Source organism: Kushneria sp. Sum13, from assembly GCF_052692355.1.
On record NZ_CP199847.1, the window covers coordinates 799,044 to 821,062 of the forward strand.

Here is a 22,019-nt window from a genome sequence, read left to right on the forward strand (position 1 = left end):
GGTTTATCGCAGCAGCCCCAGCTCCTGACCGACCTTCTCGATGGGCGCATAGTCCTCGTTGGAGGCCGGGATGAACCCTTCACGCGGAAAGCTTGCCAGCAGGTCGGGGTCGGTCATGTCCAGCAGGGCCTTCTGGACGTGCTGCGTCGTGTCGGCACCGTAGTGATCATCGACATCGCCGCGAATGGTCCACTGATAATCCGGATAGGCCGGCGTTGACCAGATGACGTGCACCTTGTCGGTATCCACCCGGCCATCGGCCACGGCGGCGTCCCAGACGGTGTAATTGAGAGCGCCAATATCAAAGGCACCTGACTCGACCAGCGCCATGGTGCGGGTATGATCGCCCGAGTACCCGACGCGGGAGAACACCTTCTCCGGGGCTTCGTCAAAACGCTCGCGCAGATAGTAGTCGGGCATCAGACGTCCGGACGTGGAGGTCTTGGCGCCGAAGGTAAAGGTCTTGCCCTTGACCGCATCCGACAGTTCGGACTGATCTGCCTTCAAGCCCGTATCGGTATTGGCAATGAAATAGGTCTTGAAGTCGGCGTCTTCCTTGCCCTGGGCAATCGCTTTCGAGCCGGGCACGATCTGGCGCGCCTGAACACCGGTCAGGCCGCCAAACCAGGCCAGTTGAACCTGGTCATTGCGAAAGGCACTGACCGCGGCGGCATAGGATTTGACTGGCACATACTCGACATCCAGACCCGTTTTTTCGGACAGATAGTCGGCCACCTTGTCAAAACGCTCCACAAGTCTTGCTTCATCCTCATCGGGAATGGCCGTAAAGCGGAAGGTGTCGGCGAATGCCGTGGTGCTCAGCATGACAAGCGAAAGGGCAACGAGCCTGCGCATCGGGGAAACTCCTCAGAAGCGTCGAGTAGGATTGGATCAAATGCGCATGCTAGCACGCTCTGATGGCTATATACGCCACTGCTGATATTTTTGTAGGCCCCTTGCTGACCAGGCCAACAGGGCGCCCATAAAAAACCCCTCTCGAAAGAGGGGTTTTGAACACCTGGACACCGATGTATCAGTTGCCAATGTCTTTCAGCGGTTTGCCGCTCATCAGGTTCTTTTCGATCTTCTCAAGCGAGATGCCCTTGGTTTCCGGGATCAGCAGCAGGGTAAAGATGATAAAGACCACGTTGAGCACCGACAGGATACCGAAGGTCATGGCACCACCGATTGCGGCAATCATGACCGGGAAGAACTGGCCGATGGCAAAGTTGCCGACCCAGTTGGCGACCGTTGAGCAGCTCAGGCCAAAATCACGGCCGTTGAGCGGCTGAATCTCGGCACACAGGGTCCAGATCAGCGGGCCGGCCGACATGGCAAAACCGGCCACGAAGATCAGAAGCGACGCCATGCCGGTGTACTGCAGGAACGTCGTGGTCGGCCCAATGACCAGAATCGAGGCCAGAACGGCCATGCTGGCGGCCATGACGGCAAAGCCGGCATAAAGAATGGGCTTGCGGCCCAGACGGTCTACAAAACCGATGGCAATGAAGGTCGCCAGCACGTTGACCAGACCGGTGGCGACCGTACTCCAGAGCTGAGCGGCCGTACCTTCGAACCCGGACATCTGGAAAATCTGCGGGGCGAAATACATGATGGCGTTCATGCCGGTGAACTGCTGTACCAGCTGCAAACAGATGCCCAGCATGACCGAACGACGGAAATTGGGGTTTTCCTTGAACATCTGGAAGCCGCGACTTTTCTGCTTGGCGTTGATGCTCTCCTCGATCTCGCCCATCTCGTAATCGATTTCGGTCTTGCTGCTGCGCAGTTTGGTAAGGACTTCACGAGCCTCGTCAAAGCGGTCCCGCGAGGCCAGCCAGCGCGGGCTGTTGGGGACCATGAGCACGCCGATGAACAGCATGGCGGCCGGAATCATCAAAACGCCGAACATCCAGCGCCAGCTTTCGATATAGCTGAAGGCCAGATTCGACATGAAGGCGGCCAGAATACCGATGGTGACCATCAGCTGATAAAAGGAGATGGTGGTGCCGCGGATACGCTCGGGAGCGACCTCGGACAGATACAGGGGGGCCGTAAAGGAGGCCACGCCTACCGCCAGTCCCAGCAGGATACGGGCAACGATCAGAATGTTCGGGCTGGTGGACATGACCGCGACCAGGGCGCCGATAAAGAACAAGAGCGAGCTGTACATCAGCGCCTTTTTGCGGCCAAGGCGCTGTGAAATGGCGCCGGCCCCCAGTGCTCCCAGTGCTGCACCGACCATCATGGAGCTTACGATCCAGCCTTCCATCAGGGTGGAGACATGAAACTCCTTGACGATAAAGGGCAGGGCGCCGGAAATGACACCGACGTCCATGCCGAACAGCAGACCTGCCAGTGCCGCCAGGCCACAGCTCAGCCAGACCATCGGCACAATGTCGGCATCCTTGACGGCGTCCGGTTTTGCCTGACCATAACTTGCAGCGCCTGAGCTGCTCCCCGAGTGACCTACCATGTCATCTTTCCTTGTACTGCCAGGTTGAAAGGGCGTTGCTTAATCGTGTCAGCCATAAACTACCAGCGCCGCTGCCTGTGTACTGCGCCATTATGGGCATTTGCTGTCAGGTGCAGGGAATGAAGGGCAATGAAAGAAACGCCTTTCATGACCCCGTGGGAAATGGTCAGTAATCGACAGTTGATGGCAACACGAATCATGCGCACCATAATAAAGTTGTTAAGGCAGGGTAAGGCCAGCAATTATCGTTGCTTGTTAGACCAAAGGCTTATGATGTCCCCGGGAGCAGCATGGCCGTGACAATCAATGCGTTCTAAAAATGTCATCCCCAAGGTAAAAGAGTGCTGATATCATTGGATCTTCATGCAGCCTCGATGCCGCCGAACTATCCTGTCAAATGACGCATGATCAGGGTTGTGCGCAGCCACGTCCGTGAAAACGGTCTGCCAGCCATGTCAGATGTATTGGTTCGACAGTGTCTATACCCGCAAGGGCAGACGATGGGGCTGCTACCTGCTGCCCTGATGGAAGCGAAGCAATGTGTTGCGAGGATGATGTCCTGATGTCTAACGTTGTCGGAAATCTACCAAACCGGGAAGGGAGCACGGCATGAGTGTGAATGACGACAACAATACTGCTGTCGATCTGGCGCTTTTCGGCGCGCTGGGCGATCTGGCCCTGCGCAAGCTGTATGTCGCGCTCTACCATCTGGATCGCGAATCGCTGATGGCGCCCGAGACCCGAATTCTGGGTCTGGCCCGTCAGGAATACGATAATGATGCCTTTCGTGCGCGCGTACGCGATGCACTGGAAACCCGTGTGCGCGCCGATGAGCGCACCGAGGAGAGCATGAATCGGTTTCTGGCGCGGCTGGACTATATCGAAATCGATTTTTCCTCTCCTGACAGTTACAACCAGATTGCCCGGTGGCACGGCACCAGTGCGCAGCCGCTGACCATCTATCTGTCGGTGCCGGCCCGTCTGTATGGCGAGATCTGCGCCAACCTGTCCCAAAGCGGCTGTCTGGACAACGAATCCCGTGTGGTGGTCGAAAAACCGATCGGCTATTCGCTGCAGACCTCCGAGGAGATCAATGACGCCATTGGTGCCGTCTTTGATGAAAGTCGGATCTATCGTATCGACCACTATCTGGGCAAGGAAACGGTCCAGAACCTGCTGGCCCTGCGTTTTGCCAACCCGTTGTTTGGCAGTCAGTGGAACCAGAGCCATATCTCGCACGTCGAGATCACGGTGGCCGAGACCGTCGGGATCGAGGGGCGCTGGGGCTATTTTGACCAGGCCGGCCAGCTGCGCGATATGGTCCAGAACCATCTGATGCAGCTTCTGTGCATGATTGCCATGGATCCGCCTTCCAATCTGGATGCCGACAGCATTCGTGATGAGAAGGTCAAGGTGCTCAAGGCGCTGCGTCCTTTTGAAGGCGAGCGTCTGGATACCGATGTGGTGAGAGGGCAATACATTGCAGGCACCATCGCCGGCAAGTCGGTGCCGGGCTATCTCGAGGAAGAGGGCGCCAATGTTGATTCGCGCACCGAAACCTTTGTGGCCTTCAAGACCGAGATCCAGAACTGGCGCTGGGCAGGCGTGCCCTTCTATCTGCGTACCGGCAAGCGCATGCCGGAGAAGCTCTCGCAGATCGTGATTCACTTTCGCCCGCAGTCGCACTACATCTTTGATAACGATCAGCGCAGCATGGCAGCCAACAAGCTCATTATTCGGCTGCAGCCCGACGAGGGCATTGCCCTGCAGGTGCTGACCAAGGACAGCGGGCTGGACAAGGGCATGCGCCTGCGTACCGGGCCACTGCATCTGGATTTCCACCAGGCCTTCCCGTCGGCGCGTATTCCCGACGCCTATGAACGCCTGTTGCTGGAGGTCATGAAGGGTCAACAGTATCTCTTCGTGCGTCGTGACGAGATCGAGTACTCCTGGCGCTGGATCGATCAGCTGATCAAGGGCTGGGAGGCGCGCGATATCATGCCCAAGCGCTATCCGGCAGGCTCGTGGGGACCGGTCTCTTCCATCGGAATGATCACCCAGGACGGACGCAGCTGGTATGAAGACTATTAATCATGAAAACGACCAACCATGAAAACGACTGAAGCCGACGCACGCACTCGAGTGGCCCATGACCTGGCGGTAAGTGTGGCCGCTGCCCTCAGAGAGGATCTCGAGCAGCAGGAGCGTGTCACGCTGGTGCTCTCGGGGGGCAGTACGCCAAAGCCCTTCATGCAGGCGCTGAGCCGGATGACACTGGCATGGTCACGTGTGGACATTACGCTGGCCGATGAGCGCTGGGTGGCGACCGATCACGATGACAGCAATGATCGCTTTGTTCGCACCCACATGATGATCAATGCGGCCGCCGAGGCTCGTTTTCATCCGCTCGTTAACGAGGCGTCAACGCCTGAAGCCGGTGCCGAGGAGGTGGGTCAGCGTCTTGCTGCGTTGACCTGGCCTGCCAGTGTCGTGGTGCTGGGCATGGGCGGCGATGGCCATACGGCGTCGCTGTTTCCGGACAGCGCAGAACTTGGGGACGGGCTTGAAAGCGAGGCGCTGGTCATCGCGGCGCATGCGCCAAGCGTTGGGCAACCCCGCATCTCTCTGACGCGCGATCGCCTGATGCGCTCGCATCGTCGCTATCTGCATCTCAACGGTGGCGATAAAAAAGCCGTACTGGCCAATGCCATGGCAGGCAGTGATCGACATGAATTGCCGATCCGGGCTTTTCTTGATGCGCCGCTGGCACTTTACTGGGCACCGTGACACGATCAGGATACGATAAAGCATGTCCCGGCGCGTCAGGCGGTGCCGGGAAAGGAACAGGCCGGGTCGAGGATGTCTGTTTTCGATCTGTTTAGCGCGGCGCATACCGCCGGGGTGATGATCAGGAGGCTTCATGTCATCGGACAAGCAGTTACCGTCCACACGTACGACTGAAATTGACAGTATCTGTCAGCGGACCACGGTCATCCCGGTGTTGACCATTCATCGCATCGAAGACGCCGTACCGCTTTGCCGGGCGCTTTACGAAGGTGGGCTTACCGTACTGGAAGTAACCCTGCGCACCGACTGTGCCATGGAAGCACTGTATCGCCTGCGTGATGAACTGCCCGAAGCCAGCATTGGTGCCGGTACGGTCCTGACGCCGGCGCAGTATCGTCGCGCCGAAGATGCCGGTGTGGACTTTGTGGTCACACCCGGCACGACCGATCGTCTTTATGAGTACGGCATTCAAAGCCCGGTCCCCCTGCTGCCGGGCATTGCAACGGCCACGGAGCTTCTGACCGGCTGGCAGTACGGCTATCGTCGCTTCAAGTTTTTCCCGGCCGAGGCCAGTGGCGGCGTTGGCGCGCTCAAGGCGCTCGCAGGCCCCCTGGGAGATGTCCAGTTCTGTCCTACCGGTGGCATTACACCTGACAATGCAGCCAACTATCTAAGGCTTCGCAACGTCATGTGTGTGGGCGGTACCTGGGTGACCCCGAAGGAACTGATTGAAAATGAAGACTGGGACGGCATTCGCGCCATCGCGCGTGAAACCGTGGCCACCATCAAGCATTAAGTGAATTGAGTGATCAAACGGCAGGGCATGATTGACCCTGTCAGTACCGGCTCTCTCGGCAGCCTCGGCTGTTGTTTTGCCCGTCTCACTTGAGGCGGGCTTTTTTTGGTCTGCAGGTCATGACTTCTGGTTTGCAGGTCGTGCCTGTGCCATTGGGTCACCTGCCAACCCATACTTGTCCATACAGACAAAAAAGGGCTGCCCGCTGAAAAGCGGGCAGCCCTGGGTACCTTCAAGGGAAACAGACGTCAGGGCACGCGATAGGCGCGTACGGCTTCCAGCAGGGCAAACCACTCCGGTCGGCTCAGGGTCAGACCGGCATCGTGTGCCAGTGCCTGCAGTCGGGCAGGGCGAAGCGTTCCCACGACGGCTCTGGGCTGGCCCGGAATGGTGTGAAGCCAGGCCAGGGCGACGCCAGCAGGGCTGACCTGGTGGGTGTCGGCCATGGTCTTGAGCATCTGACCCAGCTGGTTTTCAAAGATACGCCCACCCCATAGCGGAGAGCCGGCAAGGCCGGCCATGTTGTCGCGGCGCATGCTGTCCCACATGCCATCAAAAAGCATCTGGCTGCGGGCAATCGACATTTCCATCTGCTGGCAGGCCAGCGGGGTCTGCATGGCGGCCTGCAAATGGCGCCACTGGGCAGGCAGGAAGTTGGCCACGCCGATGCGACGAGCGCGCCCGCTTTCAACGATGGCATCCAGCGCCCGTCCGGTCGCTTCAACATCCATCAGGGGGTCGGGGCGCATGAGCAGGAAGGTGTTGAGTTGCTCGAGCCCCAGCTGCTTCAGCGTGCGATTAACGACCTCATCAAGATACTCGGGACGGGTATCGTAATACTTGGCACCAAAGCGATCGTCATTCTGGCGAGCCGGGATCACGCCGGCACTCATGTCGAATTGCAGTTGTCGGGCCTGATCTGCCGGGAGCTGTCGAATCGCCTGCCCCAGCAGGCCTTCGCGTGCCTTTTCTAAATCACTGTGGTCGAATTCGCAGAGCCCCTCTTCAAGGCGCTGCTGAAACCAGCTCGCCAGTGCTCCGGGCGTTTGCAGGCTGTCGTAGTACGGTAGCTGGCGCAGACCGATTACAAAGGGCGCGGCTGTCATGATCAGGGTTATTCCCGAGCAGAGGTTTCAGGACTTATGTGCATCGACAGGACGTGCTGTGCCCCGGGAGCAAGCCAGACCGGATCCAGGCGGGTACAGGCCGGTTCGATGCAGATGAAGTTCAGGCGTTCACGTTCGGGGATATCACTCGGCAGCTTGTCGCCCGGATGCCAGACCACGGTCGAGTCGCTGCCCTGCTTGGCGATTCTCAGACGCCGGTGGCCGTCATCGAGCACCAGTGGTCGGCTGGAGTGATGAATGCGGTCAAGCGCGCCGCGAATGCCCAGTACGCCGGTCTGTTCTGCTTCGCTGTAATCGGCCAGCTTGTCCAGATAACGCGCACCGCCCAGCCCCTCGATACGACACTGGTGGGTATCCGGCACCGCAAAATAGGCGTGCAGTGCCTGGGTCAGGCGTATCGGTGTTTCGCCAATGTGTTCGGTAACAAGCTCCATGGCCAGACGCTGTGCGTTGGCGTGAATGACCAGACGAGGCGCCAGGGTGTCGTGCAGTCGCTCTTCGGGAGAGAGGTGGATTTCCACGCCGCCTTCCACATCCTCATCCACCGCGTCGATGCGCCAGTTGGCAGTGCGCGCAAGGCCGTGCATCGGACCCTTGCCGTCCTCGGGCTCACCAAACCAGGGCCAGCACAGCGGCACGCCGCCACGCAGGGCCTCCGGCGGTGCCTTGGGCGTGGAGGTGGTCCAGAGCCAGCCGCGCTCTCCGGCCGGCGCGTAGTGCAGCAGATGGCCGCCATGGCGGGACAGTACAAGCTGGCCCCAGTCATCGTTGATGACCAGCAGCGAGCGGCCCTGCCAGGTGGCATCACGCTGCCCCTGAGTGGCCGATAGAAGCTCGCTCAATGCATCCGGGATCATGTCACCTCCTCGTTGTGGAGTGCTTCGGCAGCGCCCAGCAGTCCGGTCCATTTGGCGGTCACTACCCAGGTCGCAATATCGGCATTGTAGGGGCTCATGCGTCCCTTGTCGGCAAAGGCCTTGCGAAAATCGCTGATCCGGAGGGTATCAAGGATACGCGGCAGAATCCCACCGCACAGATAAACACCGCCGCGGGCGCCCAGCGTCAGGGCTGCATCGCCGGTGGCATCGCCAAGAATCTTGCAAAAACGCAGGACGGCCTGATGGGCCACGGGATCTTCTTCATTGCGGGCAGCTTCGCTGACGCAGGCCGGGGTGCTCAGAGTGCAGTCATGGCCTTCGAATTCGCACATGGCCGTGTAGATGTCCAGCAGACCCTGTCCGCACAGCATGCGCTCGATCGAAACGCGGCCGTAGCGGCCTCGAAACCACTGCAGCAGGCGAATCTCGAAATCATCGACAGGGGCGAAGCTGGCGTGGCCGCCTTCGGCCGACAGCGGAATCCAGAAACGCTGGCTGGGGGCCAGACCGGCCAGTCCAAGACCGGTGCCCGGACCAATCACCAGCCGTGCACGGCCGGGTTCGCTGTGACCATCGCCCAGGTTGACCAGATCTTCATCGGGAATATGGGGCAGACCCAGCGCCATGGCGGTAAAGTCATTGATGACCTTGAAGTTGTCCAGCTTCAGGCGCTGTTTCATGTCGCTTTTTGAAAAGCGCCATGGATTGTTGGTCATCTTGATTTCGTCGTCGTGAACCGGGCAGGCAAAGGCCAGACAGGCTTCGGTCGGTCGCTCACTGTTGATGCCGGCGAGATAGGCGTTGACCGCATCATCGAGGTTGGCGTAATCGGCGCAGGCCAGCGTCTGAATGTCGTGCAGATCGAAGGCGCCGGGGGTCACCAGGGCGAAGCGGGCATTGGTGCCACCGATATCGCCGACCAGGGCGGGGCGTGTCATGGCGGATGATACTCCTGAAATTCTATAAGTCTTTGAAACAAATCCTGCTCATCGATGCCGCCAGAATATCAGTCATCAGGGCAACACGCTGACGCGAGGTGGTCACACAGGATAAAGCATGTCATATAGTCAGGACTTTACCGGGTTGCGCCTTGTTTGACACGATTCACCTCTTTTATGGGCGAAAGACGTGTCCCGTTATCACCTATGGCGCTTCGGTCAAACAGACATTCAGCGACTTGATCGGGCCAGGCTCTGGCGTAATTGATCTTCCCGGGCCAGACTTGTCCGGGCATTACATGACACCAGATGAAAAAACGGGTGTTCGTTGGCGCCAGTACGGGCACCCGCATGGGCAGTGCTTTACAACAGGGCCATTGAGGTCAGAAAAAATGACCCCACGTTAGACATTCAGGGGCCGAAAACCGAGAGAATTGCGGCTCATTAACCTGTCGGTGATGAGCTTTATCCAATATCGCAGGAGGAGAAAACATGACGCTTCGTGTCGCAATCAACGGGTTCGGACGTATCGGTCGTAACACCTTTCGTGCGCTGTATGAAAGTGGTTATCGTGACCGTATCGAAGTCGTGGCCATCAATGATCTGGGCGACCCGGCGCTGAATGCGCTACTGCTGGAAAATGACACCACGCACGGCCATTTCAATGCTGAAATCACGCATGACGATGAAAGTTTTACCGTCAACGGCGACCGTGTTCGCATTCTCTCCGAGCGTGATCCGTCCAAACTTCCGTGGGGCGATCTGAACATCGATCTGGTTATGGAATGCACGGGCATCTTCACCAAGCGCGAAGCCGCGGCCAAGCATATCGAAGCCGGTGCCAAGCGTGTTCTGATCTCCGGTCCGAGCGGTGATGCCGACGCCACCATCGTGTTCGGGGTCAATGAGCAGGTACTGGAAGCCGGTCACACGGTGGTTTCCAACGCATCATGCACCACCAACTGCCTGGCGCCGGTGGCCAAGGCCCTTAACGATACCGTGGGTATCGAGACCGGCCTGATGAACACCATTCACGCCTACACCAACGATCAGAACCTGTCGGACGTTTATCACTCCGACCCGTTCCGTGCCCGCAGCGCGACCCAGTCCATGATTCCGACCAAGACCGGTGCTGCCTCGGCCGTCGCCAAGGTGCTGCCCGAGCTTGATGGCAAGCTGGACGGTTTTGCCATTCGCGTGCCGGTGATCAACGTTTCGGTCGTGGACCTGACCTTCACGGCTTCACGCGATACCAGCCGTGACGAGATCAATCAGATCATGCGCGATGCTGCTGCCAAATCGGATGTGTTGAACATCAACGAGAAGCCGCTGGTCTCGATCGACTTCAACCATAACCCGAGCTCTTCGACCTTTGACACCAACCACACGCGTGTCAACGGTCGGCTGGTCAAGGTCATGTCCTGGTACGACAACGAGTGGGGCTTCTCCAACCGTATGCTGGACACGGCACTGGCGATGGGCAAAACCCTCTAATCCGTTTCTCGCAGCACTGTTGCACTACCATTATGGTATCGCGATATCAAAGGACGCCCTCGGGCGTCCTTTTTTGACCCATCATTGTTCTCAAGGAGGAGACATGGCACCAACACTACTGGCCTTTGATGTTTACGGCACATTGATCAACCCGAACGCCATGGCCGAGGTGCTGCGCCCCACGCTGCAGGATCAGGCTGAAAGCGTGGCCGCGCAGTGGCGTGCCAGTCAGCTGCAGCTGTCCTTTCGCCGTGGGCTCATGGGACGCTATGTCGAGTTTTCGGTGTGTACACGCGACGCACTGGATGTTGCCATTGCCGCGCATGAGCTCGAGGTGGACCCGGCCACCCGGGATGACTGGATGGCGGCCTATTCCCGTCTGCCCGCCTTTGAGGAAGTGGATGGCGCGCTGGCCTCTCTGGTCGCTGCCGGCTATCGCTGTGTGGCGTTCTCCAACGGCACGGAAAAGGCCATGCAGCAGGTGCTGGAACATGCAGGGCTGGCCCATCATTTTGAAGCGCTGGTCAGTGTCGACGACATCAAGCGCTTCAAGCCCGACCCGGTGGTCTATCACCATTTGTCACGCCGCATGAAGGTGGCCCATGACAATGCCTGGCTGGTCTCGAGCAATAACTGGGATATTCAGGGCGCGCGCCATGCGGGCATGAAGGCTGCCTGGATTCATCGTGACCGAACTGCCCTGATAGAAGACCCGTCACTGGCGCCCAATCTTGAAGTCGACAAACTGGATGAGCTGGCCGATAAGCTTGCAGGCATGCGCTGATATCAGGTCATGATCAGGGCGTTGATGGCATCCGGATTTTCTGGAATCGACCGGGCAGAAAGCGTGCAGGTGTCGCCTTATGGCGACAATTTAATTGACAAATAACCTGTGTTCTGATCAGTTGGTTATGTTAAGGTCGCGCTCTAAATCAAATAAATTGTCAACCTTGAATCATCTGTCTGCGTGCAGCAATGCAGCCGAAATGACTGCCGTTCAATGGCAGCAACAGGTCAGCCAGCCATGCCATATGTATCCAGGAAACAATGTGTCAGCGGTGTGCATCAGCTTCTGGGATCGACACTGAGGGATGCACGTCGGGAGCGGCAGGGGCGTATCGTTGGTATCGATCAGACGCGGGAGCATCCGGTCATCGATGTGATCTGGCAGGGCCAGCCCCGCGCCGAGCGCATCATCATCACCTGCGATCAGCTCCGTGATCTTGTCCGGGCAAGCCTTGCGCGGGACGCGGCACAGACGCAAAAAACCTCGTCGACCGAGACCGTCGTCGAGCAGGATTCTGAAAAGGCACCGGTTCTTCTCGCCGAGCAGCGTCGCGCCTGAGTTATTCTGCAGATTCCTGTTCCTGAAAAGGGGCTTCGCCAGCGATGGCGAAGCCCCTTTTCTCATGATGGTCATCAATACAATAATGTCAGCATGCGTTAAGTCTTCTTATACTGATAACAACAATGACGTCACATAACGAATTTATAACGGCACAGGGGAATTTCATGAGAACCATGTTTCTGGGACTCGGCATGGGATTGATGCTGGCCAGCGTCAATACCTGGGGGGATGAGGGCACTCTGGGGCGAATGGGGCCAAAGGTTGAAACACAGACGCTGACCTATAGCGTGGACGGTGAGCAATACACCGGCTATCTGGCCCGTGACACCGAAAAGGAAGGCAAGCGTCCGCTGGTGCTGGTGGTCCATGAGTGGTGGGGGCTGAGCGACTACATTCGACATCGTACCGAGCAGCTTGCAGCGCTGGGCTATGTGGCCTTTGCCGTCGATATGTATGGCAGTGGCAAAACGGCCACACATCCTGATGAGGCCGGCAGCTTTTCAAAGGCCGTCATGAGCGACTGGCCCGGTGCTCGCCACAATCTTGACACGGCCATCGAGACCCTCAAGGACAAGCAGGGGGTGGATGCCTCGCGCATGGCCATCATCGGCTACTGTTTCGGCGGTGGTATCGCACTCAATGCCGCACTTGATGGCATGCCCTTCAAGGCAGCGGTCAGCTTTCACGGCAGTCCCGGGCAGGTGGTGGACACCCCCAGCCACTTTGATGGGCGGGTCATCATCCAGAATGGCCTGGATGATCAAATGGTGGCGCAGTCAGCGCTTGAGTCGCTGCTCAATACCTTTGAAAGTGTGGAAACTGACGCTACGTTGATTCAGTACCCCAGCGCCATGCATGCCTTTACCAATCCTTCTGCCGATGCCAAGGCAAAAGAGTTTGGCCTGCCCCTGGCCTATAACGCAGCGGCCGACGCCGCCAGCTGGCAGGTCATGCTGAATGTCTTCAACAAGGTGTTTGCAGCCCCTCAGGGCAGTGCCAAGTAGGCCGCGCTGAACGGCAGTTAAAAGACGGTTGTTAAAGTGCTGTTGTTCAGTACTGTCCATTAAAAAGAGGGCCGGCACGGTGAATACCGTGCCGGCCCTCTTTATTGGCTGCGCCATGGCCGCCAGGCCTACTGAGGCAGGGACAGAATACGGCGGGCCAGATGAATCATGCCCGGGTCGCCGGTGTTTTTGGCGCGAATGTCGGAGAGTTTGACGACCGGCAGCCACTGATCCCCTTCGGGGCGGGTTTCGGTCATCTTGACCACCATGTTCATCGGCTTGAGGCCGACATCATTGGTGAAATTGGTGCCGATGCCGAACGACATGCCGATGCGCCCTTCACAAAAGCGGGTGATTTTCTCGACCTTGTGGGTGTCCAGGGCATCGGAAAAAATGATGGTCTTGCTGCGAGGGTCGATGCCGTAATGTTCGTAATGATCGATGGTGGCCTTGGCGAATTCGATGGGGTCCCCGCTGTCATGGCGAATCCCGTCAAAGAGCTTGGCAAACATCTTGTCAAAGCCTTCGAAAAAGACCTGAGTCGTGAAAGTGTCCGACAGCGCAATGCCTAGATCACCGCGATAGACCTCGACCCAGTTTTCCAGCGCCAGCGTATTGGCCATCTTGAAGCCGAAACGGGCAGCGTGAAACATGAACCATTCATGGGCGTGGGTGCCCAGCGGCTTGACTCCATGGCGATGGGCCATGTGCACGTTGCTGGTGCCGGTAAAGGTGCTGCCGCCGTAGCGCTTGAGCGTGCTGACCACCAGGTCGTGCACCGCGTAGGAGTGACGCCTGCGGGTGCCAAACTCGGCAATGCGCACGCCCAGCTCGCCGTAATGCTCGATTTTTTCACGCGTGCGCTGAGCGACCAGCTCATCGCTGTCACGCTGTTCGTCGAGCATCTCGTACCAGATCTGGCTGATCAGGGTCATCAGCGGCACTTCCCAGAGAATGGTGCGATACCACAGTCCCTCGATAGTGACGTTGAGCACCTCGCCCTGCTGATCGATGGTGACCTCATGGGGCTTGTAACGAAAGCCCTCCAGAAAATCATGATAGGTCGGATCGAGATAGGGGCAGGTGACCTCCAGAAAATGGCGCTCCTCGCTGGTCAGCCGCAGTGCGGCCATGGCATCCACCTGCTCCCTGAGCCGTTCACCGAAGCCGGGCGGGAAGGCATGCTCGCCACGATTGATGAAGCTGTAGCGTGCATGAGCGTTGGGAAACAGTTTCACCACGGCGTTTTGCATGGTGAACTTGTAGAAGTCATTATCAAGGATCGAATGCAGCATTGAGCGGGTCGGCATCTCTGTTGATGGCCATTTAAAAGATAGCTTGACAGCATAGCGCAGCCGCTACGCTGACTCCATCCCGAAGCGTTGACACAAGGCCTGACCCTGGCACGTCAGGACCTTCTATTCTTTACCCCTGTCACTATCCTGTACCGCTATCACTATCCTGTACCCCTATCATGTATCTGGCTGGAGAAGCGCCATGAGTCTCGATATTCGCGATATCGGTGCAATGGCCGACATCGATGCGCAGCAATGGAATGCGCTGGCAGGTTCGGACTACCCCTTCGTGCGTCATGAGTTTCTCAACGCGCTGGAGGTGACCGGGGCCGTCTGTGCGGACACCGGCTGGACCCCGCATCATCTGACGATATGGCAGGGCGACCGGCTGGTCGGCGCCATGCCGCGCTATCTCAAGGATCACTCCTGGGGTGAATATGTCTTTGACTGGCAATGGGCCGATGCCTGGGAGCGGGCCGGCGGCGAGTACTATCCCAAGCAGTTGAGCGCCATTCCCTTTACCCCTGCGACCGGCCCGCGCCTGCTGCTCGCCGACGACATCGATAGTGATGATGCTCTGACAGCAATGGCCGAGCATCTTGAAAGTGCGGGGCTGTTGTCATGGCATCTGCTGTTTCCGGAAGCGGGCCTGGCGCATCAATGGCGCCAGCGCTGGCCCGAGCTGCTGGAGCGCAGCGGCATGCAGTATCACTGGTTTGATCGTGACTATGGCGACTTCGAAGGATTTCTGGGGGCGATGACCTCGAAACGGCGCAAGGAAGTGCGCCGGGAACGGCGCCGCGTGGCCGAGCAGGGACTGAGCATGCGACGTCTGGTGGGTCGCGAGGTCGACCGCACGGCCATAGAGCACTTTTATCGCTGCTATCAGATCACCTATATGGAGCACGGCCAGCGTGGCTATCTGGACATCGATTTCTTTTACCGTTTGCTGCAGGACATGCCCGACGCCCTGGTATTGATCCAGGCGCTGGATGAGACATCGCGACCCGTGGCCGCAGCGCTGTGTCTGCGCGGGTCGACTACGCTTTATGGACGTTACTGGGGCAGCGAGGTCGAGGCCAGCTGCCTGCATTTCGAAGCCTGCTACTATCAGGGCATCGAGCACTGCCTGGCCGCCGGGCTGTCACGTTTTGACCCGGGCACCCAGGGAGAGCACAAGATCGCCCGGGGCTTTGAGCCGATTGCCACGCGCTCACTGCACTGGCTGGCCCATGACGGGTTTCGCGATGCGGTGGCGGAGTTTCTGGGTCGAGAAGACACTGCCATGGCGCAGATGCGTCTCGAAGCAGCCACCATGTTGCCCTTTCGACGCGAGCCCTGATCGTTTGGCGTGCACGCCGATGCTCCTCGGTGGCGACCGATTTCCTGTATTCATGTCGTGGAGAAATAATGAAAACCTTGTATCGCAGTATGTGGATGGCGGCCTGTCTGGCGCTGGCCGGCGGGGGCACGGCACCGATGGTGCAGGCCCAGCCAGAAAAGCAGGAGACACCTCAGCAGCAGCCGGGGGATCGTACCGAGCACGAAAACCGGACGCTTCTGGAAACGCTCAGGGCCAACGGCGATTTCACCACGCTTGTGAAGGCCATTGATGAGGCCGGCATGAGCGACATGCTCAGCGACGGCGGGCCCTACACCATTTTTGCACCGACCGATGAGGCCTTTGCCCGACTGCCAGACAGCGAGCGCCAGGCGCTGCTGGGCGGTGAACATGAAGAGTGGCTGAGAAAGGTACTCAAATATCATCTACTGCCGGGTATTGTGCCGGCCAGCGAGTTCAAGGCGCTGGGCCGCCCTCAGGCCCTGACGGGGCAGCTCAGCCTGGACGTGCAGGACGGCAGGTATCAGGTCAATGACATTCCTGTTGAGCGGGAGGAGACCCGGGCCCATAACGGCATTGTCCATCCCATCGAGGGTGTACTGATCCCCTGGGATGCCACCGGTCTACGCCCGGACACCTGAGGCAGGCGCGTTTGCTAGCCCAGCGGCCTTTGCATCAGCGGCGACAGCGCAGCCTCCGGGGTGTTGATCAGAAGGGCAATGCCCAGCAGCGCGATCAGCGTGCCGCCCAGCAGGGCAAGGAGATACCCGAGCCTTGCCGGCCGCTGGCGGCCACTGCGCTGTACAAACCGGGCCATGTGACGACGGGCCAGCACTGTCACGGCGGCCAGCAGAGATGTCGACAGCGCCGTGCCCAGTGACATGGCCAGTACCGCCAGCACACCGGCCCACCAGAAGCCCAGCATGGCGGCCACGCCAAGCACCATGACCGCACCGCTGCACGGGCGCAGGCCGATCGACACAATTGCCGCTGTCATCTCGCGCCAGTGCCGGCCGCTGGTCATGGGGTCAATGTGGTGGGTTCGCCCGCAGGGGCAGGGGCCGCTGCTGACATGGTTCAGCGGCGTCACAACGCTGGCGCCGCCAGAGTGTGTCGGCGTCAGCCGCAGGTCATTAAGTTTAATGGTCTCTGTAGAGCCTACAGAGAGAGACGCCCTGGACGCCCCGTGCCGGTGTTTCTGAAGACCGCGCCCGGCGCGCACCATAAGCCAGAGCCCAAGTGCTGTCACGGCGGCAAAGCTTGCCTTCTCGATCCACACGGTGCCGGTCATCGCTTCCCGGGTCAGCCAGCCAAATCCCAGGACCAGCACCGTGACCATGACAATGGCCACCACCCCCTGCAGCAGGGCAGCGCTGGCGGTCATGATCAGACCCCGCATCAGGGCTGCTCGCTGGGTCAGCAGATAGGTCGCCACAACCGCCTTGCCGTGGCCGGGCCCCAGAGCGTGAAACACGCCATACCCCAGGCTCAACGCCATCAGATCCAGCCAGTCTCCTGTACCTTCACGCCGAGAGAGCGCCATCATGGCGCTGGCCAGCCCCCGATGCAGCGCGCGCTGTTGTGTGATGATCTCACTGACCAGCGGTTGCCACAGCCCCTGACCCATCGTCGACAGCAGCAGTCCGGCCAGGGCGATGATGGCCAGAGTTATCCACACCGGTTTCAAATATCCTGACACTTGATTACCCCGGTGTCGGCAAAAAGCCGGCCAATGCCATCGGGCGTCTCTCCGGTCACATCGATGGCAGAGACGCCAGCCACGACGGCAGGGTCAGGGTCGGCGTGCACCACTTCGCCGTGACACTGCGAGGGGGCGTTGACCAGTTCAATGGGTTGCTCAGTCTGATCGTCGTACAAAAATTCGATGAAATAGGTGTCATCAAAGACCTGCCAGTGCAGCGCATCGCTCAGTGGTTGCGGCTCGGCCAGCGTCACAATGAAGGAAAACTCGACCCGGCTGTCATTCAGACGGGTGGTGTAGTCCTCGATACGCCCCAGCGGCAGCTCCTGCTCGCCGTCATAGACATGAGTCAGGTAATGCTGTGTGGCCAGATTGGCCGCGATCTCATGACCAAGGGCATCCAGACGTTGCGCCATGCTCTCGTCGCCCGTCACGCCTTCCAGACCCTCCACCATGGTCAGACTCTGAAACGGGTCCATCTTCCATGATTGCTCGAGCGCCGTGACCCGCTGCTGATCATCGACCATGACCGTGACGCGGTAATCGATCCAGCCGTGGGGGTGCGCCATGGCCGAGGTGGCCCCCAGCCACATGATGCCCCCTGTCAGCAGGGCAGGTACTCGCCAGAAACGCCGGGAATTCATGAGCACACGCTTGTCTCTTCCAGTGACCGAAACGGCATGTTGCCCCAGCTCTGCAGGGGTTGCGAGAGATAAACTTCACAGCCGGCCATGGTTCATCAGGATAAGTTAAGCAACCAGGGGTTTCTTTTTTAACCGTGGTTAAATAGGATTTCATGACGATACCGCCAGGGGAGATTCGTCATGATAAAAAAGGGGAACGCGGTCACGATGACGACGGCTCGCCGCCGGTGGTCAGCGGCTCGGGCCGTGGCGCTCTGGGTGGTGCCGGCGCTGATGCTGATGTCCGGTGCAACGCTTGCCCAGGAGCGCAAGACGGTCGTGGCAAGCTTTACGATCATGGCGGACATGGCCCGTCAGGTGGCCGGCGATGAACTGGAGGTGATCTCCATTGTGCCGCCTGGCGCCGAGATTCATGAATATGCGCCCACCCCGCGCGATATCCTCAAGGCCCGGCGGGCCGATCTGATTCTCTATAACGGCATGGGGCTTGAGCGCTGGTTTCAGCGTTTTTATCAGGGCATGGACAATGTGCCTGTCGCCGTACTGACCGAGGGCATCGACCCCATTGGCCTGGGCGAGGGGCCTTACAGCGGCCGCCCCAACCCTCATGCCTGGATGACCCCGCAAAACGGTTTGATCTACGTCGAGAACATTCGCCGGGCACTGGTGGCGCTGGACCCGGCCCGGTCAGACACTTACAACCGCAACGCCAGGGCCTACAGCGAGCGGCTTGAAGCGCTGGATCAATCGCTCAGGGACGCCTTTTCTCGCATTCCCGCCGCGCAGCGAACGCTGGCCACCTGTGAAGGGGCCTTTTCCTACCTGACCCGAGCGTATGGCTTTCGCGAACGCTATCTCTGGGCGGTCAACGCCGAGCAGGAAGGCTCGCCGCAGCAGGTGCGCCGCTTGATTGATGATCTCAACGCCGATGAGGTGCCGGTGACCTTTTGTGAAAGTACGGTCAATGACCGGGCCATGAAGCAGGTGACCTCTGAAACCGGGGCGCATTATGGTGGGGCGCTGTATGTCGATTCGCTGTCACGCCGCGAAGGTCCGGTCCCTGATTATGAAACACTTCTGCGTTACAACGCCCGACAGATAGAAAAGGGATTTGGCCTTGAGTAACCCACATTCATATGATGGCCCGGTCATCGACGTCTCCCGCACCAGTGTGCGCTACCCCGACGGACATCTGGGGATCCAGGACATTTCTCTGGCCCTGCCGAGGGCCAGTATCTGTGCCCTGATCGGCCCCAATGGCAGCGGCAAGTCCACCCTGTGTCGAACCATTTTAGGATTTACGCGCCCGACCAGTGGCCGGGTGCAGCTCCTGGGGATGAGCGTGCGCCATGCCCAGAAGCAAAATCTGGTCGCCTATGTGCCTCAGGCCGAAGAGGTGGACTGGCAGTTTCCGGTGTCGGTGCGCGATGTGGTGATGATGGGGCGCCAGGGTCAGATGAACTGGCTGCGCATTCCTTCGGCAACTGATCGGCGCTGTGTGAAAGAAGCGATGGCCCGCATGGAGATTACCGACCTGGCACAGCGCCAGATCGGCATGCTGTCGGGAGGGCAGAAAAAACGCGTATTTCTGGCGCGGGCACTGGCCCAGGGAAGCCGTATTCTGGTGCTCGATGAGCCCTTTACCGGCGTGGATGCCCATACCGAGCAGGGCATCATGGCGCTGATTCGCGGGCTGCGCGATGAAGGTGTCACCGTGTTGATCGTGACGCATGCACTGTCCAATGTGCCGCAGTACTGTGATCATGTCGCCATGGTCTCAAGGCGACTCATCGCTTTCGGGCCGGTATCCACGACCTTTACCCAGCACCACCTGGCCGCCACTTTCGGCGAGGTCATGGCCGAGACGGTGTTGTCAGCGGCCCATGCCGATGCCAGCGTGCGCGCGGCGTCATGGAGCCTGTCATGAGCAGTGATCCGTTCGCCCTGCTGCTCGCGCCGTTTGATTATCAGTTCATGACGCGCGGCATTCTGGTCGGCACGCTGATCGGGGCGGTCTGCGGCTGGCTGTCCTGCTATGTGGTGCTCAAGGGCTGGTCCCTTCTGGGAGACGCCCTGTCTCACGCCGTGGTACCGGGAATTGCCATTGCCTATACGCTGGGTCTGCCGTTTGCGCCGGCAGCCTTTATCAGCGCCTTGCTGGCGGTGGGCGGTATCGGGTTGATCAAGGGGCAGGGGGCACTGAAAAGTGATGCCGCCATTGGCGTGGTCTTCTCTGCCTTTCTGGCGCTGGGGCTGGTGCTGATCTCGCTTAATCCGGGAGGCGTACAGCTCACCACCATTCTTTTCGGCAACCTGCTGGGCATCGGCGACAGTGAGACCGTTCAACTGATCATCATTTCGCTGGTCTGTATCGTGGCGCTGTCACTGCGCTGGAAGGACCTGATGCTGTACTGCTTTGACGAAGGTCATGCCAGGGTGATGGGCCTGAATACCGTCTGGCTCAATGTGCTATTACTGTCGATGCTGTCGCTGATGACGGTGGGGGCACTGCAGGCCGTGGGCGCGCTGCTGGTGGTGGCGATGCTGATTACGCCCGGGGCCTGTGCCTGGCTGCTCACGGATCGTTTTGGTCACATGCTGTGGCTGGCCCCGCTGATCGGTGCGCTGTGTGCCTTTACGGGCAGCTGGGCGAGCTATTTCATGGACAGCTCGGTGGGTGGTGCCATCGTGCTGCTGCAGACGCTGTGCTTTCTGGTCATTCTGGTGCTGGCGCCGCGTCATGGGCTGCTGGCCCGGCGGCGACGTCCGGCACCGGATACCGCCGGCGAGGAGTGGCCATGAGTTCACTTGACGAGACGCTGACCCTGCTGTTTTTGCCACTGACGCTGGATTTCATGCGCCAGGCGCTGTGGATGGGTCTGCTGGTCGGCACGGTCTGTGCCGTGCTGTCGTGTCTGATCGTGTTGAAGGGCTGGTCGCTGGTCGGAGATGCCGCCTCGCATGCGGTGGTGCCGGGTATCGTGCTGGCCTGGCTTGCCGGAATTCCCATGGTGATCGGCGCGCTTGGCAGTGCCCTGTGCTGTCTGCTGGGCGCCGGCCTGATCGAGCGGCACTGTCGCATCCGTCCTGATGCCGTGCTGGGCATTGCCTTTACCGGTTTTCTGGCGCTGGGCATGGTGCTGGTGGCCATGGTGCCCTCTGATGTGCACTTCATGCATATCCTGCTGGGTAACCTGCTGGGCATCGAGGCCTCGACGCGCTATCAGCTCATCGTGACCGGCATTGTCGTGCTGGGTATCGTGGCGCTTAAATTCAGTGATCTTCGACTTTATTGCTTTGACCCGCAGCACGCGCAGGTGGTGGGGCTTGATACCCGCCGCCTGCAGTTGCTACTGACGGTTTTGCTGACACTGGCCACCGTCATGGCGCTTCAGGCCGTGGGCGTTGTGTTGGTCATCGCCATGCTGGTCACGCCGGGCTGCACGGCCTTTTTGCTGACCCGCCGACTGGCCGCGATGATGATGGTGGCCTCGGCAAGCACCTGGCTTGCCGTGTTTGCAGGCGTAATGGTGAGCTTTCACGTGGATGTCGAGACGGGCGGTGTGATCGTGCTCATTCAGGCATTCCTGTTTTTGCTGGCCTTTCTGTTGGCGCCCGGTCGCGGGGTGATTTTTCAGAAGATTCGCGTCCGGCGCGCCATTCGCGCCGACCGGGCGGCCGCTCGAGAATAGAGGCGGGCCATCAGCCCGCTGTGAGAGGGCTGTGCCAGCGAATTGATGAATTCGTGCCATTACCGGCAGGGCCTGCACCCTTGCGATATCGATAAGGATGAACCACTTTTATCAGGCTTATGAACAAAATCTGATTGTCTGAAAAGATGCAAGAATTGTTCGGCGATATGGCGTAAACAGCGTTTCTTTGGCCAGGATTTTTAATCCAGATTAACTTGTTTGTAAAAGTTACAAAATTGCTGTCAGTGCCTTTAAAAGGACTTTGACGCTACTGTCAGTTCACGCTATATCTGGCTCATGGTTCCGGCTCGTCGTGATGTTCCGGCCCCATTTTTCTGATGGATTTATCAGGTAGCGGTGGTGCCGGATGCACAGCCGACCATAAGCGATCGTTTGTCGACATGGAGTGTCGGTAAAGGCGATGTTTGTACAGCGTCCATCATGTGGTGCCGCCCAATAGCGTCGGCGCCCTTCAGGGCTGTCAGCTGTACCGCTT

The 22,019-nt window shown here is 59.2% G+C and carries 21 protein-coding genes; 13 read left to right on the plus strand and 8 right to left on the minus strand.

Annotation, left to right across the window (positions count from 1 at the left end; genetic code table 11):
- Positions 1-3: 3 nt before the first annotated feature.
- Both ACUN8C_RS03800 and ACUN8C_RS03805 read right to left on the minus strand, forming a co-directional pair.
- The gene (locus ACUN8C_RS03800; protein ID WP_445620975.1) at positions 4-855 is read right to left on the minus strand and encodes a putative selenate ABC transporter substrate-binding protein; all 852 of its coding nucleotides are present in this window, start codon (positions 853-855) and stop codon (positions 4-6) included.
- Positions 856-1,033: 178 nt separating this feature from the next.
- Positions 1,034-2,476 (minus strand): sugar porter family MFS transporter, encoded by a 1,443-nt coding sequence (locus ACUN8C_RS03805; RefSeq protein WP_445620976.1) that lies wholly within the window; start codon positions 2,474-2,476, stop codon positions 1,034-1,036.
- Positions 2,477-3,085: 609 nt separating this feature from the next.
- Here ACUN8C_RS03805 and zwf point away from each other — a divergent pair.
- From zwf to ACUN8C_RS03820, 3 genes are all read left to right on the plus strand, one after another.
- Entirely contained in the window at positions 3,086-4,567 is a 1,482-nt protein-coding gene (zwf, locus tag ACUN8C_RS03810; RefSeq protein ID WP_445620977.1) for a glucose-6-phosphate dehydrogenase, read from the plus strand.
- Positions 4,568-4,585: 18 nt separating this feature from the next.
- On the plus strand, positions 4,586-5,263 hold the full coding sequence (gene pgl, locus ACUN8C_RS03815) for a 6-phosphogluconolactonase (RefSeq protein ID WP_445620978.1): 678 nt from the start codon (positions 4,586-4,588) through the stop codon (positions 5,261-5,263).
- A gap of 133 nt (positions 5,264-5,396) precedes the next feature.
- A complete protein-coding gene (locus ACUN8C_RS03820) occupies positions 5,397-6,059 on the plus strand; it encodes a bifunctional 4-hydroxy-2-oxoglutarate aldolase/2-dehydro-3-deoxy-phosphogluconate aldolase (protein ID WP_108843099.1) in 663 nt (220 codons plus the stop codon).
- Between the two features lie 248 nt (positions 6,060-6,307).
- Here the strand turns inward: ACUN8C_RS03820 and ACUN8C_RS03825 are convergent, their stop codons facing one another.
- The 3 genes from ACUN8C_RS03825 to glk are packed head-to-tail and all read right to left on the minus strand — an operon-like array spanning position 6,308 to position 9,002.
- Complete coding sequence (locus ACUN8C_RS03825) at positions 6,308-7,165, minus strand: aldo/keto reductase (RefSeq protein WP_445620979.1); 858 nt, start codon at positions 7,163-7,165, stop codon at positions 6,308-6,310.
- A gap of 8 nt (positions 7,166-7,173) precedes the next feature.
- On the minus strand, positions 7,174-8,043 hold the full coding sequence (locus ACUN8C_RS03830; RefSeq protein ID WP_445620980.1) for a D-hexose-6-phosphate mutarotase: 870 nt from the start codon (positions 8,041-8,043) through the stop codon (positions 7,174-7,176).
- A complete protein-coding gene (glk, locus tag ACUN8C_RS03835) occupies positions 8,040-9,002 on the minus strand; it encodes a glucokinase (RefSeq protein WP_445620981.1) in 963 nt (320 codons plus the stop codon). Before glk ends, ACUN8C_RS03830 begins: the two co-directional genes overlap by 4 nt.
- A 492-nt stretch (positions 9,003-9,494) precedes the next feature.
- Here glk and gap point away from each other — a divergent pair, with 492 nt between their 5' ends.
- From gap to ACUN8C_RS03855, 4 genes are all read left to right on the plus strand, one after another.
- Positions 9,495-10,496 (plus strand): type I glyceraldehyde-3-phosphate dehydrogenase, encoded by a 1,002-nt coding sequence (gene gap / locus ACUN8C_RS03840; protein ID WP_108843103.1) that lies wholly within the window; start codon positions 9,495-9,497, stop codon positions 10,494-10,496.
- A gap of 103 nt (positions 10,497-10,599) precedes the next feature.
- A complete protein-coding gene (locus ACUN8C_RS03845) occupies positions 10,600-11,280 on the plus strand; it encodes a haloacid dehalogenase type II (RefSeq protein ID WP_445620982.1) in 681 nt (226 codons plus the stop codon).
- A 276-nt stretch (positions 11,281-11,556) separates the two neighbouring features.
- Positions 11,557-11,841 carry a hypothetical protein gene (locus tag ACUN8C_RS03850; protein ID WP_108843105.1) on the plus strand — a complete coding sequence of 95 codons (285 nt, stop codon included), beginning with the start codon at positions 11,557-11,559 and terminating at the stop codon, positions 11,839-11,841.
- A gap of 167 nt (positions 11,842-12,008) precedes the next feature.
- Entirely contained in the window at positions 12,009-12,848 is an 840-nt protein-coding gene (locus ACUN8C_RS03855; RefSeq protein ID WP_445620983.1) for a dienelactone hydrolase family protein, read from the plus strand.
- A 128-nt stretch (positions 12,849-12,976) separates the two neighbouring features.
- On the opposite strand, the gene pncB is transcribed toward ACUN8C_RS03855, so the two are convergent.
- Entirely contained in the window at positions 12,977-14,143 is a 1,167-nt protein-coding gene (gene pncB / locus ACUN8C_RS03860; protein ID WP_445620984.1) for a nicotinate phosphoribosyltransferase, read from the minus strand.
- 202 nt (positions 14,144-14,345) lie between these two features.
- Here pncB and ACUN8C_RS03865 point away from each other — a divergent pair, with 202 nt between their 5' ends.
- Positions 14,346-15,485, plus strand: a complete 1,140-nt coding sequence (locus ACUN8C_RS03865; protein WP_445620985.1) for a GNAT family N-acetyltransferase — start codon at positions 14,346-14,348, stop codon at positions 15,483-15,485.
- A gap of 68 nt (positions 15,486-15,553) precedes the next feature.
- Positions 15,554-16,126 carry a fasciclin domain-containing protein gene (locus ACUN8C_RS03870; RefSeq protein ID WP_445620986.1) on the plus strand — a complete coding sequence of 191 codons (573 nt, stop codon included), beginning with the start codon at positions 15,554-15,556 and terminating at the stop codon, positions 16,124-16,126.
- 14 nt (positions 16,127-16,140) lie between these two features.
- Here ACUN8C_RS03870 and ACUN8C_RS03875 read toward each other — a convergent pair whose 3' ends face one another.
- Positions 16,141-17,163, minus strand: coding sequence for a nickel/cobalt transporter (locus ACUN8C_RS03875; RefSeq protein ID WP_445620987.1), 1,023 nt, complete (start codon positions 17,161-17,163; stop codon positions 16,141-16,143).
- A 5-nt stretch (positions 17,164-17,168) separates the two neighbouring features.
- A complete protein-coding gene (locus ACUN8C_RS03880) occupies positions 17,169-17,831 on the minus strand; it encodes a DUF1007 family protein (protein ID WP_445620988.1) in 663 nt (220 codons plus the stop codon).
- Positions 17,832-18,038: 207 nt separating this feature from the next.
- Here ACUN8C_RS03880 and ACUN8C_RS03885 point away from each other — a divergent pair, with 207 nt between their 5' ends.
- Genes ACUN8C_RS03885 through ACUN8C_RS03900 form a run of 4 tightly spaced genes read left to right on the plus strand, consistent with a single transcriptional unit; the run spans position 18,039 to position 21,523 of the window.
- Positions 18,039-18,956 (plus strand): metal ABC transporter substrate-binding protein, encoded by a 918-nt coding sequence (locus tag ACUN8C_RS03885; RefSeq protein WP_445620989.1) that lies wholly within the window; start codon positions 18,039-18,041, stop codon positions 18,954-18,956.
- Positions 18,949-19,758: a metal ABC transporter ATP-binding protein gene (locus ACUN8C_RS03890; RefSeq protein WP_445620990.1), complete on the plus strand. Its 810-nt coding sequence runs from the start codon at positions 18,949-18,951 to the stop codon at positions 19,756-19,758. The genes ACUN8C_RS03885 and ACUN8C_RS03890 overlap by 8 nt, the downstream gene beginning before the upstream one ends.
- Positions 19,755-20,633: a metal ABC transporter permease gene (locus ACUN8C_RS03895; RefSeq protein ID WP_445620991.1), complete on the plus strand. Its 879-nt coding sequence runs from the start codon at positions 19,755-19,757 to the stop codon at positions 20,631-20,633. Before ACUN8C_RS03890 ends, ACUN8C_RS03895 begins: the two co-directional genes overlap by 4 nt.
- Positions 20,630-21,523, plus strand: coding sequence for a metal ABC transporter permease (locus ACUN8C_RS03900; protein ID WP_445620992.1), 894 nt, complete (start codon positions 20,630-20,632; stop codon positions 21,521-21,523). The genes ACUN8C_RS03895 and ACUN8C_RS03900 overlap by 4 nt, the downstream gene beginning before the upstream one ends.
- The last annotated feature ends 496 nt before the right edge of the window (positions 21,524-22,019 follow it).